This window comes from Neorhizobium populisoli (assembly GCF_019430945.1).
GTDB classification, from domain to species: Bacteria; Pseudomonadota; Alphaproteobacteria; order Rhizobiales; family Rhizobiaceae; genus Neorhizobium; species Neorhizobium populisoli.
The window spans coordinates 150,732-166,340 of sequence record NZ_JAHYCB010000007.1; the positions used below are offsets into that span (position 1 = coordinate 150,732).

Consider the following 15,609-nt stretch of genomic DNA (forward strand, 5'->3'; position numbering starts at 1 on the left):
TAGCGCTTCAAAGTAGGTAGAGCGGGCTTTCCCGATTTGCCGGTGGCTAGTCGTCCTCTTCGTCAACCACACCCGTCAGCCGCATGCCTTCGATCCATGTCGCGCCTTCCTTGCGGATGACCCGTTTGGGCCGCACGCCGCAGCGTTCTTCCACCGCGGAAGCAAGCATTTGGGAATGCGTGACGATCCAGATCTGGCTCGATTTCGCCGCCTGCGCGATCATATCGGCCAGCGGTCCCAGCATATCCGGATGCAGGCTGGATTCCGGCTCGTTAAGCGCGATCAGCGGCGGCTGGCGGTAGGACATCAGCGCTGCTGCCAGCCCGAGGAAGCGGATCTGACCATCGGAAAGCTCGCGCGGCTGGAATACCCGCTTGGGAAACTCAGGGAAGATCAAACCGAATTCGGCATATTCGCCGATCTCCGGAAACGAGAGCGAGGCGCCTCCCATGGCAGCAGCGATCGCGTCGTCCAGTTCCCCCGGCACGCCGCGATTGCCTATCAGCGTGGCAAACACAGCCGCGAGATTGCTGCCATCCTGCGCGAGCAATGGCGAAGTTACGGCAAGACAAGGCTGCCGGAGCGGGGAATCGCGATCGGTGCGGAAACCATGAAAAAATCGCCAGTTGTCGACAACGCGCCGAAAGGCACCGACAGCGGGATAGTGCCCGGCATCCCCCAGCAGTGCGATAGCAGTTTCCGAGACCATCGCCTGTTCCGGATAGTCCTCCATCCGCCCGTGATCACCGCGCACCATGATGCTGGGCCCGGCGCGCTTCATCATTATCACCGGCCTCGAACCGGCTTCCATCGATAGTTCTTCTTCCTTGATATTTGGTTCGAAAGCGAAGCCAGCTGCACCCGGCGGCTTCAGCCCAGCCTCCACCTTGTAACGGAACGTCACCGCCCGCTCCTCGTCCAGCACCTCGATATCGAGCTTGATTCGGAAATTCTTCTCAAGCCGCCGCTTGCCCGTCCAGAGCGCCGAGGCCATGCCGCCTTCCGCGGCGATCTCATAGGCCAGCGTGCCGCGCGCCGCCGCCTGCACCAGCTGCAACGCGCGGTAGAGATTGGATTTGCCCACCCCGTTCTCGCCTATGAACACATTGACGCCGGCCAGATCCATGCGGATCGAGCGCAACGAACGGTAATTCTGGGCAAACATGGAGCGGAGCAGCATGCTGGCTCTATACCACGGGCTCAGCTGGAAAAAAGCGAACGCTCACGCCGCAACGGGATGATCGCGACGCGGCAGAGTAAATCGCGCATCTCCATCCGCCCCCAGATCGAACACCGTATGGTGCTCCAGCGCCTTGGTCACATCCGCCACATCGCCTTCCAACTCATGCGGCTGGATCATCTGCCCGACGGTGAAATCGAAATGATTGCCCTTTTTGTTGAGCAGCTCATAAAACACCGTCATGTCGCGCAATTCGGTGGACCATTTGGCGAACCAGTAGAACAGGCCGGAATTGCGCGCCCGCATATGGATCGGCAGGATCGGCAGATTGTATTTGCGCGCCAGTCCCACAGCCGACGTCTTCCAGGGGCGTTCGTTCAGTTTGCCGTTTTCCCAAAAGGCGATGCGACCCGAGGGGAAGAGCACCATCACCTTGCCGTCCTCGACCGTCTTGTTGGTCAAGACCAGCGTCTCGCGGGTCTTGAGCTTGCTCTTGTACTCTTCGCGCCACTCGACCGGAATGATCATCTCGGCAAAGCGCGGGTTGACGCGCACCGCATCACGATTGGCAAAGATCATCAGATCCGGCCGCCTGGCCTTCAAAAGGTCGAAGATCGCCACGCCATCGGCAATGCCTGTCGGGTGATTGGAGACGAGGATAAAGCCGCCCTTTTCCGGAATTCGCTCCGCATTTTCCACCGTCACGTCGAGCTTCAGCAGATCACTCATATATTGAAACGACTGGAAACCGCTCTTGCCCTGAATGTCATTGGCAAATTTCAGCGCCCGACCGTAACGCAGCAGCGTGTAGAGGAAAGGCCGCATGACCGGCCAGAGCGGGTTTTTCACGATACGCTGGCCGCGCTCGGCAATCAGCGTATCGACGATATGTCCGGGCTTGCCCTGGGATAGGAGTGCGAGTGTTTCCGCCAATTGGCCGAAGGTGGTCATAGAAGCACGTCGCTCCATAAAAACTCCCGCAAACGAGACCTGAACAATACTTCAAGCCTCGTGATCGAACATGACGAAACTAACAATCGTCAATTTCATCTTTAGCAAATTCGTAACGCCGTCCACAGCAATCTGGGGCGCTGATGCTCCGAATTCAACGGGTCCGGAAATGAACGAACTGCTGATCATCGCCGCACCCGACGTGACGGAAAAGCGTCATGAGTGGCTTCGAAGCCTCGCCAACGAGCGGTGGCTTTCGGAGAACACGCTCGACGCCTATGAGCGCGATACGCGGCAATTCCTGACCTTTTTGACCGGCCATGTCGGCGGTCCGGCCAAGCTGGCCGACATCCATACGCTACGCCCGGCAGACCTGCGCGCCTTTCTGGCCGCCCGCCGCCGCGAAGGTTCTGGTGCTCGCTCGCTCGGCCGTCATCTCGCGGGCCTCAGATCATTTCTGCGTTACCTAGAACGTCAGGGCCTCGCGAACGCCGCCGCTGCCGGCGCCATCCGCGCGCCAAAACAGCCGAAATCCTTGCCGAAGCCGCTCACCGACCGGCAAGCCTTGAACCTTGTCACCACCGATGCGCAGCTCCAGGAAGAACCCTGGATCGCTGCCCGCGATGCCGCCGTACTGACGCTCCTCTACGGCTGCGGGCTGCGCATTTCCGAAGCGCTCGGCTTGACGCCCGCCGATATCACCGCCGGATCGAAAACGCTGCGCATCACCGGCAAGGGCGGCAAGACACGCATCGTGCCGCTGCTGCCGATCGTCACGGAAGCGGTGGCGGCTTATCGAAAACTCTGCCCCTACCATATGGACGATGACGACCTGCTGTTCCGCGGCGCCCGTGGCGGGCCGCTGCAGCCAGCGATCATCCAGCGGGAAATGCAGAAGCTCCGCAGCGCCTTCGGCCTGCCGGAGACCGCGACGCCGCATGCGCTGCGCCATTCCTTCGCCACCCATCTGTTGGCCGGTGGCGGAGACCTGCGCACCATTCAGGAACTGCTCGGCCATGCCAGCCTGTCGACGACCCAGATCTATACCGGCGTCGATTCCTCACGCCTGTTGGAAGTCTACGACCGCGCCCATCCCCGCGCCTGACCGTCCACCGCGTGAACGAAGTTTTAACCAGCCGCGTTAAGCCCTTGTGCAGCCCGCAAGCCTAATATGCCGGCACCATTTCAGACGGATGCCATGATGACTCCCGCCTTTGCCCCGACCGCCGGCAGCTTGTTCAAGCATGCCCAGAACCTTACCCTCTGGCTGATTGCGGCTGCACATCTGTTGGCGCTCCTGTCCTTCCTGCTGGTGCTTGGCACGCTATCGCCGGCAAGGGCTGAGACGGCCGCCTGCAGCGGCGCGAACCTGCTCGAGGAACTGAAGGCTGAAAACCCGGCGACCTACGCTCAGGTCATGGCTGAAGGCGACAAGGTGCCGAATGGCAAGAACATCTTCTGGAAGATCGAGAAACCCGGTTTCGCCACCTCCTACCTGCTCGGCACGATGCATGTCACCGATCCGCGCGTCCTGAAAATGCCGCTCGGCGCGCAGGAAGCTCAATCCCGCGCCAAGACGATCGTCGTCGAATCCGATGAAGTGCTCGACGAGAAGAAGAGCATGGCCGTGCTTCTGATGAAGCCGGAACTGACCATGTTCACCGATGGCCGCTCGCTCGATTCGCTGCTTTCCAAGGATGACCTGAAGACCTTGCAGGACGGCTTGAAGAGCCGTGGCATCACCTATTCCGCCGTCTCCCGCATGAAGCCGTGGATGCTGATGGGCGTCGTGGCGCTACCGGCCTGCGAACTCGCCCGCAAGGGCGAGAAGAACATCTTTCTCGACAAGAAGATCGCCTTGCAGGCCGCTGCCGAGGGCAAGCAGATCAGAGGCCTCGAAACGCTCGAAGAACAGGTCAACGCGATCAACTCGCTGCCGATCGAGCTGCATATCAAGTCGATGGTCGAAGCGATCCGGCTCGGCAAGAAGATGGACGACCTCTTCTTCACCATGACCGATCTCTACCTTTCCCAGCAGATCGGTGTGCTGACGCCGCTCACCAAGGCGATCGCGCCCGACGGCACCGATGACGATGCCGGCTACGGCGCTTTCGAAGACCTGATCATCACCAAGCGCAACCATCTGATGGCCGAACGCGCCGCCCCGATCCTGGCCGATGGTTCGACCTTTATTGCGGTCGGCGCCGCTCACCTTCCGGGCGAAGAAGGCCTGGTCGAACTGCTGCGCAAACAGGGTTTTGCGGTGACGGCGATCAACTGACGTTCAGACGGCAACCTGAACATGTGCGCAGCTTCAAAGTAACCGTTGCGTCGATCACGATTCCCAGCAATCATCCAACCACTGATAGGAAATCCACCAACCGGTGATCATCCGATCCGCCGGTCATTTTCAGATGGTTATAATGATCTGCTCGGCTTTATCGCGTCTTTTCCGCCATTCCACAGCATCCGCCAATACGGTCCAAGAACTCCGGAAAGTCTCTCGTATCGGAGCGCTACAAGCATGCTTGTCGGCATTGCTGTTTGTTTCCTCTCCGGCGCTGGCTCAGACCCAAGCCTGCAGCGGTAAAAACCTCGTCGAGGCCCTGAAGTCCGAAAACCAGCCGGAATATGAGCAGCTCGTTGCACAGGGAGACAAGGTGCCCAACGCCAAGGGCATATTCTGGAAGATCGAGAAGGACGGCCTCGACACCTCCTATCTGTTCGGCACCATGCATGTGTCGGATCCGCGCGTTCTGGACTTGCCCGAAAGCGTCGAGGACGCCCGGTATGACGCCAGCGTGGTCATCGTCGAATCGACCGAAGTGCTCGATATGAAGAAAGCCATGGGCCGCGTCCTGATGCAGCCTGATATGATGTGGCTGCCGGACGGCAAACGGCTCGAAGATTATCTTTCGAAGGAAGATGCCGAGCGGCTTGCCGCAGGCCTAAAGGCAAGAGGCATGGTCCTGTCCGCCGTTAACCGCATGCGGCCCTGGCTGATCTCCTCCACTTTGGCGGGAACGGGCTGCGAAGGCAAGCGCCAGGCCAAGGGCATAAAGATGTTGGATATGCAGATCGCCTTCGACGCCATCGATGAGGATATACCCCTTGAAGGCCTGGAGACATTCGAAGAGCAGTTTGCAGCGATGAACAGCGTCTCGACGGAAAAACAGGTACAGAACCTGCTCACGATGGTGACGTCCGGCGTCCAGACGAGGGATTTCACCGAGACGATGATCCAGCTTTACGAGGCAGGCGATTTCAGCCTCATCTGGCCAATGCTGACCGGAAGGTATGCCTCCGATCCTCTCGTTGCGACAAGCGGCATCTCGGAATTCGAAGACGCCATGCTGATCAAGCGTAACCATCTCATGGCAGAGCGCTCGGCCCGATTCCTGACCGAGGGCGGCGCCTTCATCGCCGTCGGCGCCCTGCATCTTCAGGGGGAAAAGGGTCTGGTCGAGCTGTTTCGCAAGCAGGGCTATACCGTTACAAGGGCCGACTAGAGAAGTTACCGGACCCCACTCGTCATCCGCTTCACCACATCCGTCTTCCAATAGAATTGGTGAACCAGCGCGCCGAGAATATGCGCGGCGATCAGCGCCCACATCACCAGCTTCATCGGCCCGGCATGCGCGAAGGCAGCCGTCTTGTTTCCGAAATAATAGGCGCCGATGCCGGCAAACGGCATGACGAAGAACAGCGCGTAGAAGGCCCAGTGGCTGGTTTTCGCGACAAAACGCAGGAGCGCCGGTTCCTCTTTCGGTTCTGCCGGCACACCCTGGATCAAGCGGAGACAGAGCCGGATGATCGCGAGAACCAGAATAGTGATACCGACATAGGCATGGATATTCGCCGCATTCACCTGATCCGGCGTCGACGTACGGCCGCCGAAAAAGACATTCGCATATTCCTCCATCGCGTCGGTGACGAGCAGGTTGAAGACGATCAGCGCGGCCATGATCCAATGCAATATCCGCTGCGCCAGCGAAAATGAAACCAGTGTAGAATGCGTCATGTCTCGGCCCTTTCCAAGGGTTTGCTGATGGAAAGTATAAAAGCCGCGAACTGCCCTGCAAGTTACAGCTTGGAAAGATGACCGAGATTTAATCCTGAATTGCGGGACGGCGTTTAATCGTCCAGCCCCTTGCCTTCCAGGATACGCGGCATGTGCTTCTCGATACGAGCCTCGCGTGTTTTGGATTGCTTGGCGCCCGAGAAATGCAGCAGGTAGGCGCGCTGCCGCCCCGGTGTCAGCGCCTCGAAGGCGACTTTCAAATCGGCAAGCTCATCCAGTTTGCTCTGGAACTCCTCCGGCACCGCGAACTCGGCGGTCTTCTTGAACTCAGCCTTCAGGCCTGCTTTTTCCACCTCGATCGCCCGCTGGATATAGTCCTTCAGCAGATTCTGCATCCGGGCGATTTCCGCCGCGCCAGTAAACCGGATTTGCCGCGCCGACTGCACGTTTTCCGTCTGCTGAACGAGGATGCCGTCCGGATCCTTCAGGAGCGCGCCCTTGAAGAACAACAGGGCGCAATACTCCTTGAAACCGTGGATGAGAACGATATTGGCCTTGCCAAGCGAATAGCAGGGCTGGCCCCATTTCAGCTCTTCATCGAGACCGCAATCGAGCACGATCTTACGCAGCCTCGCGAATTCTTCGCGCCAGCTTTCCGCCCTGTCCAGAAACGCATCGATCTTGGGATTGGTCAGCACAGTCATGCAGATACGGCCTCGGTAAAATGCAAAAAGGGCAGGACGAATCCTACCCTTTTCAAATGCGCGATGATAGCGACCGATTACATATGGATCGGCTTGAAGAACGTGCCGAGTGCCGCTTCCTTCACCGCTTCCGACATGGTCGGGTGCGCGTGGCAGGTGCGGCCGAGGTCTTCGGACGAACCGCCGAATTCCATCAGAACGGTGATCTCGTGGATCATTTCGCCGGCGCCGAAGCCGACGATATGGCCGCCGAGCACCCGGTCGGTGTCCTTGTCGGCGAGGATCTTCACGAAACCGTCGGTCGCCAGCATGGCGCGGGCGCGGCCGTTCGCCGTGAACGGGAACTTGCCGACCTTGTAGGCGATGCCTGCAGCCTTCAGCTCTTCCTCGGTCTTGCCGACGGAAGCGACTTCCGGCTGGGTGTAGACGACGCCCGGAATGACGTCGTAGTTCACGTGACCATGCTGGCCGGCGAGGATTTCGGCCAGCGCCACGCCTTCGTCTTCCGCCTTGTGGGCGAGCATCGGGCCCTTCACCACGTCGCCGATCGCATAGATGCTGGCAACATTGGTCTTGAAGTGGCCGTCGATTTCGACACGGCCGCGATTATCCAGAGCGACGCCGGCCGTATCGAGGCCGAGGCCTTCGGTATAGGGCTTGCGGCCGGTGGAGATCAACACGACATCGGCTTCGACGGTGACCGCATCACCGCCCTTGACCGGCTCGTAGGTGACCTTGGCGCCATTGGCGGTTTTCTCGACACCGGTGACCTTGGCTTCGGTGCGGATATCCATGCCCTGCTTGGCCATCATCCGCTGGAACTGCTTGGATACGTCGCCGTCCATGCCGCCGAGCAGCTTGTCGAGATATTCGATGACGGTGACCTTGGCGCCGAGGCGCAGCCAAACCGAGCCGAGTTCCATGCCGATGACGCCACCACCGACGACGATCAGGTTCTGCGGAACCTTGTCGAGCGCGATCGCACCGGTCGAGGAAACGATGACCTTCTCGTCGATCGCGACATTGACGCCCGGAATGCCGGCAACGTCGGAGCCGGTGGCGATGACGATGTTCTTCGTCTCGAGTTCCTGCACCTTACCGTCTTCGCCGGTGACGGAAACCTTGCCGGCCGACACGATCTTTCCGGTGCCAATGAAGCCGTCGATCTTGTTCTTCTTGAAGAGGAAGGAAACGCCGTCGACATTCGACTTAACGGTGGCATCCTTGTGGGCCATCATCTTTTCGAGGTTCAGCTTCGGAGCCGACACCTCGACGCCGAGAGCGTCCACGCCATGGGCGACCTGATGGAACATTTCCGAAGCGTGCAGCAGCGCCTTCGACGGAATGCAGCCGATGTTGAGGCAGGTGCCGCCATAGGTGGCGCGCTTTTCGACGACTGCGACCTTGAGGCCGAGCTGGGCGGCCTTCACCGCGCAGACATAACCGCCGGGGCCGCTACCGATGACGACGACATCATATGCCATTGTTCTCTTTCCTTCTTCTCATCTCTGCGCTGCCGCGCTTCTCTCGTTTCATCGCAATTCCAGATACAAGACCACTTGCCGGAATTGCCTTAGCGCCCACCGCTCACGTCGATGATGGCGCCGGTTGTGTATGAAGCCGTCGGCGAGAGGAAATAGAGAACGGCATCCGCCACCTCTTCCGCCCTGCCCGGCCGTTGCATGGGAATATTGGGCGCCATGTCGCGCGCCCGGTCCGGCAGGCCGCCGGAGGCATGAATGTCCGTATCGATAATGCCCGGACGGATCGCGTTGACGCGGACACCTTCCATGGCGACTTCGCGCGCGAGCCCGATCGTCAGCGTATCGATCGCCGCCTTCGAAGCCGCGTAATCGACATACTGGCCCGGCGAACCGAGCTTGACCGCCATGGAAGAGATATTGACGATCGACCCACCTCTGCCGCCGTGTTTCGTCGACATGCGGCGCACGGCTTCCGCCGCACACAGGATCGAGCCGGTCACATTGATGCGCATCATCCGCTCGATACGTTCCACGCTCATCTCGTCGAGACGCTGCGGCTGATCCACGATGCCGGCATTGTTCACCAACCCGTCGAGCCGGCCGAAATGCTTGTCTACCGCCTGACACATCGAGACGATCTCGGCCGCATTGCCGACATCTGCCTGCACCGCAATCGCATCACCGCCTGCGGCCTTGATCTCGGCGACCACCTTTTCGGCAGCCTCGCGGTTTGCGGCATAATTCACGGCCACGCGCCAGCCCTTGGCGGCAGCCATGAGCGATACCGCCGCGCCGATGCCGCGGCTTCCGCCGGTCACGAGAAGAACAGGGGCGTCGCTCATGCCTTGCATTCCTTGAATTCGTAGAGGTCCCAGGGAATATCCTTGAGACCGCTCTTGTCCCAGAGCTTTGAATGCCGAAGAGCCGGGCCGATACCCGGCAGCAGCACCGCATCCGGCGCCTGAGAGCCTTCTGCGCCCAATATGTCGATATGCCCGCTCTTCACATCAAGGGCATAGGGAACTCCGGTCCAGACGGTGCAGGCGCGCAGCTCCGCGCCGGTCGCATCGCCTTCCGGGCAGTTGTTCATGATCATGCCGGCCGGCCGTTTCGACTCGTCGTCATACATGACGTGGCCATCGAGCTTCAGCTTACCGCCGGTCACCGTGAAGAGGTGACTGACCGCGGCGGAACCGACCGGTTTGAAGGCAAGTACCGTGCCGGCATCTGCTTCGCCAAATACCGCTTTCTCGATCACGCACCGTTCCGCTGCCATCGCCCATCCGGGCACCAGGCAGAGAGCAAGCGAAACGACCTTGATTGCTTTCCTCATGGCGTCACCGGAACAGCGCGATCGTCATGGCCAGCATTCCCACCATGCTGATCAACCAGACGAAAGACCGGAAATAGGGGATGCCCGCGAGATAGAGCGGAATGTAGACGATCCGCGCCACGAACCACACCCAGCCGCCGATCAGCCCCCAACCCGAGGCGTCGCCGGTAATGGTGACACCGAACAGAAGCCCGATGAATGCCGGATAGGTCTCCTGGAAATTCTTCGAGGCCCGGCTGGCGCGCCCTGCAAGCTTGCCCTGCGGCTTACGCTCGTCGTCTCGCGGCCCGGCATTCCATTCGTTACCGAGTTCGCGGGTCGAAAACCTGCCTTGCAGCAGGATATGAAACACGAGAAGGACCACGCTCAGGGCAAGCAGCGTCATATACGGCGTTGCGGCGGCCCCGAGCATGGGTTCAACCTTCCTATCTTAGAGGTCGAGAACCAGACGTTCCGGATCTTCCAGGCTTTCCTTGACGCGGACGAGGAAGGTCACCGCTTCCTTGCCGTCGACGATGCGGTGATCGTAGGAGAGCGCCAGATACATCATCGGACGGATGACGATCTGACCGCCAACGACGACCGGACGCTCCTGGATCTTGTGCATGCCGAGAATACCCGACTGCGGAGCGTTGAGGATCGGCGAGGACATCAGCGAACCGTAGACACCGCCATTGGTGATGGTGAAGGTGCCGCCCTGCATGTCGGACATCGACAGCGAACCGTCGCGGGCTGCCTTGGCGAGACGGCCGAGTTCCTTCTCGACGCCGGCGATCGAACGTTCGTCCGCATCACGGATGACCGGAACCACGAGACCCTTGTCGGTGCCGACAGCCATGCCGACGTGGCAGTAGTTCTTGTAGATGATGTCGGTGCCGTCGATCTCGGCATTGATCGAAGGGATTTCCTTCAGGGCGTGGGTGACCGCCTTGGTGAAGAAGCCCATGAAGCCGAGCTTCACGCCATGCTTCTTCTCGAAGATGTCCTTGTAGCGGTTGCGCAGGTCCATGACGGCCGACATGTCCACCTCGTTATAGGTGGTGAGCATGGCGGCCGTGTTCTGCGCGTCCTTGAGACGGCGGGCGATCGTTTGGCGCAGGCGGGTCATCTTGACGCGCTCTTCGCGGGACGCGTCGTCGGCAGACGAAACCGGACGCGGTGCAGCCGGAGCAGCAGTGGCCGGAGCCGAAGCAGCCGGGCCCTTGGCGATTGCAGCGATCACGTCGCCCTTCAGCACCTGGCCACGCTTGCCGGAACCGTCGATATCAGACGTCGAAACGTTGTTATCGGCAGCGAGCTTGGCCGCAGCCGGAGCGGCCGGCATGGAGGTTGCAGCAGCAGGCGCCGGTGCGGCAGCAGCAGCCGGAGCCGGGGCAGCAGGTTCGGCAGCCTTGGCCGGGGCAGCGGCAGCCGGAGCGGCCGCGGCTGTGCCGGCAGCACCTTCGGCGATCTGGCCGAGCAGGGCGCCGAGGCCGACGGTTTCGCCGTTGGCGGCAACGATCTCGGTCAGAACGCCGGAAGCCGGCGCCGGAACTTCAACGGTTACCTTGTCCGTTTCGAGCTCGAGCAGCGGCTCGTCGGCCTTTACGGTGTCGCCGACCTTCTTGAACCAGGTGCCGACGGTTGCCTCGCTGACGGACTCGCCGAGAGTGGGGACGCGGATTTCGGTGGCCATGATCTGTTTCCGTAGTTGTCAGGTTTAATCTTTGAAGGGGAGAGGCGGCTGGAATCAGCCGCCGAGCGCGTCTTCGAGGAAGGCTTCGAGCTGTGCCAGATGCTTGGACATCTGACCCGTGGCCGGCGATGCGGCAGCCGGACGGCCCGTGTAACGGACGCGCTGGTACTTGGCATCGATATGGGCGAGCACCCATTCCAGATACGGGTCGATGAACGCCCAGGCGCCCATGTTTTTCGGCTCTTCCTGGCACCAGACCATTTCGGCGTTGCGGAAGCGCGACAGCTCGTTGATCAGCGCCTTGGCCGGGAACGGATAAAGCTGTTCGATACGCAGCAGGTAGATGTCGTCGATACCGCGCTTTTCGCGCTCTTCGAGCAAGTCGTAATAGACCTTGCCGGTGCAGAGCACGACGCGACGGATCTTGGCATCCTTCTGCAGCTTGATCGGACCGTCCTTGATGACCTCCGCATCGTCCCAGAGGAGACGGTGGAAGGAGGACTCGCCGGCCATCTCGTTGAGCGCCGAAGTGGCCCGCTTGTGACGCAGAAGCGACTTGGGCGTCATCAGGATCAGCGGCTTGCGGAAGTCGCGCTTGGTCTGACGGCGCAGGATGTGGAAGTAGTTCGCCGGCGTCGTGACGTTGGCGACCTGCATGTTGTCTTCGGCGCACATCTGCAGCCAGCGCTCGAGGCGGGCCGAAGAGTGTTCCGGACCCTGGCCTTCATAACCATGCGGCAGAAGGCAGACGAGGCCGGACATGCGCAGCCACTTGCGTTCGCCCGACGAGATGAACTGGTCGAACACGACCTGCGCACCGTTGGCGAAGTCGCCGAACTGGGCTTCCCAAAGGGTCAGCGCATTCGGACGGGCGAGCGAATAGCCGTATTCGAAACCGAGAACCGCTTCTTCCGAAAGCATCGAGTTGATGACTTCGTAACGGGCCTGTGTCGGCGCCAGGTTGGCGAGCGGGATGTAACGCTCTTCCGTGTCCTGATCGTAGAGAACCGAGTGACGCTGCGAGAACGTGCCGCGTTCGCAATCCTGACCGGACAGACGGATTTTGGTGCCTTCGACGGCGAGCGAACCGAAAGCCAGAGCTTCCGCCATCGCCCAGTCGATGCCCTCGCCCGTGTCGATCATCTGCGCGCGGTTTTCCATGAAGCGCTTGATCGTGCGGTGCACGTTGAAGCCTTCCGGAACGGTCGCCAGCTTGCGACCAATATCGCGCAGGTCCTTGATCGGCATCGCGGTCTTGCCGCGGCGCTGCTCGTCGGCATTGTCGGCGGAACGCAGGCCGGACCAGTTGCCGTCCAGCCAGTCGGCCTTATTTGGCTTGTAGCTCTGGCCGGCTTCGAACTCGGCCTCCAGATGAGCGCGCCAGTCGGCCTTCATCTTCTCGAATTCGCCTTCGGTCAGGTGGCCCTCAGCAATCAGGCGATCGGCATAGATCTGCGCGACCGTCTTGTGGGCACGGATGACCTTGTACATCTTCGGCTGCGTGAAGCCCGGCTCGTCGCCTTCGTTATGGCCGAAGCGGCGATAGCAGAACATGTCGACGACGACCGGCTTGTGGAACTTCATCCGGTATTCGGTAGCGATCTTGGCAGCATAGGTGACCGCTTCCGGATCGTCGCCGTTGACGTGGAAGATCGGCGCCTCGATCATCTTGGCGACATCGGACGGATAGGGCGACGAACGCGAGAAGGCCGGATTGGTAGTGAACCCGATCTGGTTATTGATGATGACATGCATCGTGCCGGCGACGCGATGGCCGCGCAGGCCAGACAGGCCGAGAATTTCCGCCGTCACACCCTGACCGGCAAAAGCGGCATCGCCATGCAGCAACAGCGGCAGGACCTTGGAACGTTCGGAAAGCGGAATGACGTCGCCTTCCCAGACCTTGGCCAGCATGTCCTGCTTGGCGCGAGCCTTGCCCATAACGACCGGGTTGACGATCTCAAGGTGAGACGGGTTGGCCGTCAGCGACAGGTGGACCTTGTTGCCGTCGAATTCGCGGTCGGAAGAGGCACCGAGATGGTACTTCACGTCGCCCGAACCTTCGACTTCGTCGGGCTTGAACGAGCCGCCCTTGAACTCGTGGAACACGGCGCGGTGCGGCTTGCCCATGACGTTCGTCAGGACGTTCAGGCGGCCGCGGTGCGCCATGCCGACGATGACTTCTTCAAGACCATCCTGGCCGCCGCGCTTGATGATCTGCTCCAGCGCCGGGATCAGCGATTCACCGCCGTCGAGGCCGAAACGCTTGGTGCCCTTGAAGCGGACGTCGAGGAACTGCTCGTAACCCTCGGCTTCGACCAGCTTGGACAGGATAGCCTTCTTGCCGTTCGGCGTGAATTCGACGCCCTTGCCGGGGCCTTCGATGCGTTCCTGGATCCAGGACTTTTCTTCCGGATTGGAGATGTGCATGAACTCGACGCCGAGCGTCGAGCAATAGGTGCGCTCGAGGATGGCGATCATCTCGCGGACGGACGCGAATTCGAGGCCGAGTACGTTGTCGATGAAGATCTTGCGGTCGTAATCGGCTTCGGTGAAACCGTAGGCCGACGGCGAAAGCTCGTTATAGTCTTCGACTGCGCTGGCAATGCCAAGCGGGTCGAGCTTGGCATGCAGGTGGCCGCGCATGCGATAGGCGCGGATCATCATGATGGCGCGAACGCTGTCACGGGTCGCCTGCAGCACGTCTGCTTCGCTTGCCGGCTTGCCGGCTGCCGCGGCGGTTTCCTCGACCTTGGCCTTGACCTTCTTTTCGATGGTCTTTTCCACGACCGGCCAGTTGCCGTCGAGCGCCGAGACCAGATCACCGCCTTCGGCGATCGGCCAGTTCTTGCGCTGCCAGGAGGCACCGGTCGCCGCCTTCTTCACGTCGTCCGGATTGTCCGCGAGTGCCTTGAAGAAGGCCTGCCATTCCGGCGAGACGGAGGCCGGATCGTCTTCGTAGCGGGCATGCAGCTGCTCGATATAGGCTGCGTTCTGCCCGTCCAGGAAAGAGGTGATGAGGAACTGCTCGTTGGCTTCTTGCCGTGCCATGGTTTTTTGCGGGCGCCGCGCCCGCCTCCTGACGTAATCGGAACCGGGAGGTCTCCCGTCTCCGCATTTTCTTATGGTCTTATCGTCTGTTATTTCGTCGTCTACTGTTTGGGGCCGCCGAAGCGGTAAGCGCTCAACTCGTGACGCTGTATTGGCCTCACTCCGATAACCGGCCGTCACATCGGCCACTATTGATCGGTGTAGACCTTGGACAGGCGAGGTTTTGCACCGTTTCGCCTGCCCGAAGCTTGCAGGATCAATCGCCACCTATCTATTGCGGCAGCGAGTGTCCTTTATGTGGCGTCAGCCCTTGAGGACTTCAACCAGCGTCTTGCCGAGGCGGGCCGGAGAAGGCGACACCTTGATACCTGCCGCTTCCATGGCCGCGATCTTCGATTCCGCATCGCCCTTGCCGCCGGAAACGACTGCACCGGCATGACCCATGGTGCGGCCCTTCGGAGCGGTACGGCCGGCAATGAAGCCTGCCATCGGCTTCTTGCGGCCCTTCTTGGCTTCGTCGATGAGGAACTGTGCCGCATCTTCTTCAGCCGAACCGCCGATTTCGCCGATCATGATGATCGAGGTCGTGGCTTCGTCGGCCAGGAACATCTCGAGCACGTCGATGAATTCGGTGCCCTTGACCGGGTCGCCGCCGATGCCGACAGCCGTCGTCTGGCCGAGACCTTCGTTGGAGGTCTGGAACACGGCCTCGTAGGTGAGCGTGCCGGAGCGGGAAACGATACCGACCGAACCCTTGCGGAAGATCGAGCCCGGCATGATGCCGATCTTGCATTCTTCCGGCGTCAGGACGCCCGGGCAGTTCGGGCCGAGCAGGCGCGACTTGGAGCGGTCGAGGCGAGCCTTGACGCGAACCATGTCCATGACCGGAATGCCTTCGGTGATGCAGGTGATGAACGGGATCTCGGCTTCGATTGCCTCGATGATCGCATCGGCTGCACCTGCCGGCGGAACGTAGATGACCGAGGCGTCTGCGCCGGTGCGTTCCTTGGCTTCGGCAACGGTCGCGAAGATCGGCAGGCTTTCGCCCTTCGAGCCGGTCCAGGTTTCGCCACCCTTCTTCGGGTGGATACCGCCGACCATCTGCGTGCCGTAGTAGGCGAGAGCCTGTTCGGTGTGGAAAGTACCGGTCTTGCCGGTCAGGCCCTGAACCAGGACCTTGGTATTCTTGTTGACGAGAATCGACATTGGG

Annotated in this window: 14 protein-coding genes; 3 read left to right on the plus strand and 11 right to left on the minus strand. The window is 60.7% G+C overall.

Annotated elements, in window-relative coordinates; genetic code table 11:
- Positions 1-46 precede the first annotated feature (46 nt).
- Positions 47-1,180, minus strand: a complete 1,134-nt coding sequence (locus KX729_RS20805; RefSeq protein ID WP_219744407.1) for an AAA family ATPase — start codon at positions 1,178-1,180, stop codon at positions 47-49.
- Positions 1,181-1,222: 42 nt separating this feature from the next.
- The gene (locus tag KX729_RS20810; protein WP_219744408.1) at positions 1,223-2,149 is read right to left on the minus strand and encodes a lysophospholipid acyltransferase family protein; all 927 of its coding nucleotides are present in this window, start codon (positions 2,147-2,149) and stop codon (positions 1,223-1,225) included.
- A 151-nt stretch (positions 2,150-2,300) separates the two neighbouring features.
- On the opposite strand from KX729_RS20810, the gene KX729_RS20815 reads away from it, so the two are divergent.
- From KX729_RS20815 to KX729_RS20825, 3 genes are all read left to right on the plus strand, one after another.
- On the plus strand, positions 2,301-3,236 hold the full coding sequence (locus KX729_RS20815) for a tyrosine recombinase XerC (protein ID WP_219744670.1): 936 nt from the start codon (positions 2,301-2,303) through the stop codon (positions 3,234-3,236).
- A 96-nt stretch (positions 3,237-3,332) separates the two neighbouring features.
- Entirely contained in the window at positions 3,333-4,412 is a 1,080-nt protein-coding gene (locus KX729_RS20820) for a TraB/GumN family protein (RefSeq protein ID WP_219744409.1), read from the plus strand.
- A gap of 247 nt (positions 4,413-4,659) precedes the next feature.
- Positions 4,660-5,640, plus strand: coding sequence for a TraB/GumN family protein (locus tag KX729_RS20825; protein ID WP_219744410.1), 981 nt, complete (start codon positions 4,660-4,662; stop codon positions 5,638-5,640).
- A 5-nt stretch (positions 5,641-5,645) separates the two neighbouring features.
- Here KX729_RS20825 and KX729_RS20830 read toward each other — a convergent pair whose 3' ends face one another.
- The 9 genes from KX729_RS20830 to sucD all read right to left on the minus strand — a co-directional run bounded on the left by KX729_RS20830 (position 5,646) and on the right by sucD (position 15,605).
- Positions 5,646-6,152: a cytochrome b gene (locus KX729_RS20830; protein ID WP_219744411.1), complete on the minus strand. Its 507-nt coding sequence runs from the start codon at positions 6,150-6,152 to the stop codon at positions 5,646-5,648.
- Positions 6,153-6,265: 113 nt separating this feature from the next.
- Positions 6,266-6,856, minus strand: a complete 591-nt coding sequence (locus KX729_RS20835) for a YdeI/OmpD-associated family protein (RefSeq protein ID WP_219744412.1) — start codon at positions 6,854-6,856, stop codon at positions 6,266-6,268.
- 77 nt (positions 6,857-6,933) lie between these two features.
- Positions 6,934-8,340: a dihydrolipoyl dehydrogenase gene (lpdA, locus tag KX729_RS20840; RefSeq protein WP_219744413.1), complete on the minus strand. Its 1,407-nt coding sequence runs from the start codon at positions 8,338-8,340 to the stop codon at positions 6,934-6,936.
- 89 nt (positions 8,341-8,429) lie between these two features.
- Positions 8,430-9,182 carry an SDR family oxidoreductase gene (locus tag KX729_RS20845; protein ID WP_219744414.1) on the minus strand — a complete coding sequence of 251 codons (753 nt, stop codon included), beginning with the start codon at positions 9,180-9,182 and terminating at the stop codon, positions 8,430-8,432.
- Complete coding sequence (locus KX729_RS20850; protein ID WP_219744415.1) at positions 9,179-9,673, minus strand: hypothetical protein; 495 nt, start codon at positions 9,671-9,673, stop codon at positions 9,179-9,181. Before KX729_RS20850 ends, KX729_RS20845 begins: the two co-directional genes overlap by 4 nt.
- Positions 9,674-9,677: 4 nt before the next feature.
- Positions 9,678-10,085: an MAPEG family protein gene (locus KX729_RS20855; RefSeq protein WP_219744416.1), complete on the minus strand. Its 408-nt coding sequence runs from the start codon at positions 10,083-10,085 to the stop codon at positions 9,678-9,680.
- A gap of 18 nt (positions 10,086-10,103) precedes the next feature.
- On the minus strand, positions 10,104-11,348 hold the full coding sequence (gene odhB, locus KX729_RS20860) for a 2-oxoglutarate dehydrogenase complex dihydrolipoyllysine-residue succinyltransferase (RefSeq protein WP_219744417.1): 1,245 nt from the start codon (positions 11,346-11,348) through the stop codon (positions 10,104-10,106).
- Between the two features lie 54 nt (positions 11,349-11,402).
- Positions 11,403-14,399 carry a 2-oxoglutarate dehydrogenase E1 component gene (locus tag KX729_RS20865; RefSeq protein WP_219744418.1) on the minus strand — a complete coding sequence of 999 codons (2,997 nt, stop codon included), beginning with the start codon at positions 14,397-14,399 and terminating at the stop codon, positions 11,403-11,405.
- A gap of 303 nt (positions 14,400-14,702) precedes the next feature.
- Positions 14,703-15,605, minus strand: coding sequence for a succinate--CoA ligase subunit alpha (gene sucD, locus KX729_RS20870; RefSeq protein ID WP_219744419.1), 903 nt, complete (start codon positions 15,603-15,605; stop codon positions 14,703-14,705).
- Positions 15,606-15,609 lie beyond the last annotated feature (4 nt).

What these genes read in the sequence shown, in the direction of transcription:
- KX729_RS20805 (WP_219744407.1), bottom strand. Translation starts at nt 1,180, where the DNA reads ATGCTGCTCCGCTCCATGTTTGCCCAGAATTACCGTTCGTTGCGCTCG.
- KX729_RS20810 (WP_219744408.1), bottom strand. Translation starts at nt 2,149, where the DNA reads ATGGAGCGACGTGCTTCTATGACCACCTTCGGCCAATTGGCGGAAACA.
- KX729_RS20815 (WP_219744670.1), top strand. Translation starts at nt 2,301, where the DNA reads ATGAACGAACTGCTGATCATCGCCGCACCCGACGTGACGGAAAAGCGT.
- KX729_RS20820 (WP_219744409.1), top strand. Translation starts at nt 3,333, where the DNA reads ATGACTCCCGCCTTTGCCCCGACCGCCGGCAGCTTGTTCAAGCATGCC.
- KX729_RS20830 (WP_219744411.1), bottom strand. Translation starts at nt 6,152, where the DNA reads ATGACGCATTCTACACTGGTTTCATTTTCGCTGGCGCAGCGGATATTG.
- KX729_RS20835 (WP_219744412.1), bottom strand. Translation starts at nt 6,856, where the DNA reads ATGACTGTGCTGACCAATCCCAAGATCGATGCGTTTCTGGACAGGGCG.
- lpdA (WP_219744413.1), bottom strand. Translation starts at nt 8,340, where the DNA reads ATGGCATATGATGTCGTCGTCATCGGTAGCGGCCCCGGCGGTTATGTC.
- KX729_RS20845 (WP_219744414.1), bottom strand. Translation starts at nt 9,182, where the DNA reads ATGAGCGACGCCCCTGTTCTTCTCGTGACCGGCGGAAGCCGCGGCATC.
- KX729_RS20850 (WP_219744415.1), bottom strand. Translation starts at nt 9,673, where the DNA reads ATGAGGAAAGCAATCAAGGTCGTTTCGCTTGCTCTCTGCCTGGTGCCC.
- KX729_RS20855 (WP_219744416.1), bottom strand. Translation starts at nt 10,085, where the DNA reads ATGCTCGGGGCCGCCGCAACGCCGTATATGACGCTGCTTGCCCTGAGC.
- odhB (WP_219744417.1), bottom strand. Translation starts at nt 11,348, where the DNA reads ATGGCCACCGAAATCCGCGTCCCCACTCTCGGCGAGTCCGTCAGCGAG.
- KX729_RS20865 (WP_219744418.1), bottom strand. Translation starts at nt 14,399, where the DNA reads ATGGCACGGCAAGAAGCCAACGAGCAGTTCCTCATCACCTCTTTCCTG.
- sucD (WP_219744419.1), bottom strand. Translation starts at nt 15,605, where the DNA reads ATGTCGATTCTCGTCAACAAGAATACCAAGGTCCTGGTTCAGGGCCTG.